Annotated in this window: 2 protein-coding genes; one reads left to right on the top strand and one right to left on the bottom strand. The window is 61.9% G+C overall.

What is annotated here, in order from left to right; all coding sequences use genetic code 11:
• Nucleotides 1-225 (bottom strand): hypothetical protein (locus tag EN893_RS34080; protein ID WP_164901384.1); only part of this gene is annotated, 225 nt, incomplete at its 3' end.
• A 66-nt stretch (nt 226-291) separates the two neighbouring features.
• On the opposite strand from EN893_RS34080, the gene EN893_RS34075 reads away from it, so the two are divergent.
• Nucleotides 292-1,242, top strand: a complete 951-nt coding sequence (locus tag EN893_RS34075) for an AEC family transporter (RefSeq protein ID WP_027039038.1) — start codon at nt 292-294, stop codon at nt 1,240-1,242.
• Nucleotides 1,243-1,377 lie beyond the last annotated feature (135 nt).

The following is a 1,377-nucleotide window of genomic DNA, read 5'->3' as shown; positions in this document are numbered from 1 at the left end:
GTGCAGGTAATTCGACTGGCCGATGATCAGCGCCACGCCCTTAAGGCTTTTCGTCTCGGCAACTGCAAGCGCGGTCGCGGCAAGGCAAAGCAGTGCGGCGACGATAGCCGTCAGCCATGCCCGCCGCAAACGACTAAGGTTCGAGAGTCCGACAAAAGCCATTTGTCGTTCGTGTCCGCCCTGATGATCCAACCCTCTATAACGCTGCCAGCCGACGATGATCAAATTCAGGCGCGATTGCGTCGCGGTCGTGGCTCGCCTATCACGGGAAATTCGCCCGTCACGGTAAAAATGTCTCCGCTCACCGAAACCGTCCTTTTCGTCTTCAGCCTTGTCGCGCTCGGCTATCTCGCCGGGTTTACCGGCTATTTGAAGCCAGCGAGCGGCGAGGGGATATCGGAATTTGCCATCAACGTGGCGATGCCGCTGCTTCTGTTCCAGACAATGGTGAAGTCCGATTTCCACGGCGTGGCGCCATGGTCGCTGTGGGGCGCCTATTTCGCCGCGGTCGCCATCACTTGGGCCGCCGGCCATCTGGTCACCACCCGTATCTTCGGCAGGGATGCCCGCGCCGGCGTCGTCGGCGGGGTTTCGTCCGCCTTTTCCAATATCGTGCTGCTCGGCGTTCCCTTCATTCTTGGCATCTTCGGCCCGAGCGGCTTCGAAGTGCTGTCGCTGCTGGTCTCCGTGCATCTGCCGATCATGCTGATGGCCTCGATCGTGTTGTTCGAAGTCTTCGGCCGCGGCAGCGGCGAACCCGTGCATCCCTTGCGCGTTATCCGTAGCTTCCTCAGGCGGCTTTTCATGAATCCGTTGATCATCGGCATTCTGGCAGGCCTTGCATGGCGCATCACGGGTGCGCCGCTGCCTGATGTCGCCATGCGCCTGGTCGATGCGCTGGCCGATACGGCCGGTCCGGTGGCGCTGTTTGCCATGGGGCTCAGCCTGCGCCGCTTCGGCATTTCGGGCAATGTCAGGCCGGCGTTGGTGCTTTCGGTGCTGAAGCTGTTCCTGATGCCAGCGCTGGTCCTGGTCTTCGTCTGGCTGCTCGGCTTGCCGCCCTTGACGGCCAAGGTGGCGGTGATGGTGGCCGCGATGCCATCCGGCGTCAATTCCTATCTGATCGCGGTGCAGTTCAACACCGGCCAGGCGTTGGCGTCGAACCAGATGACCATCGCCACGGCCTGCGCCGCCGTCACCACCGCTTTCTGGCTGACTGTTGTCTTGCACGTTTTCGGGTAAGGCATCGGGGTAAGCACGTCGCCTGCTCTCGTCTCGCTGTGGCCCAAGCCCTATATGCCATCTTGCGATTGCTTGCGGGCCTTGCCCTCGGTAAAGAGCAGTGGCTCCGGCGTGCCGGCTTCAGTCCATGGCGCA

Origin of the sequence: Mesorhizobium sp. M7A.F.Ca.CA.004.04.2.1 (genome assembly GCF_004022825.1) — a bacterium.
Taxonomy (GTDB): Bacteria; Pseudomonadota; Alphaproteobacteria; order Rhizobiales; family Rhizobiaceae; genus Mesorhizobium.
Note: the sequence above shows the minus strand (reverse complement) of the source record. Positions and strands in the feature narration are given on the sequence as shown.

Bases quoted from the DNA above. Each gene is read 5' to 3' on its own strand.
- EN893_RS34075 (WP_027039038.1), top strand. From the start codon at position 292: ATGTCTCCGCTCACCGAAACCGTCCTTTTCGTCTTCAGCCTTGTCGCG.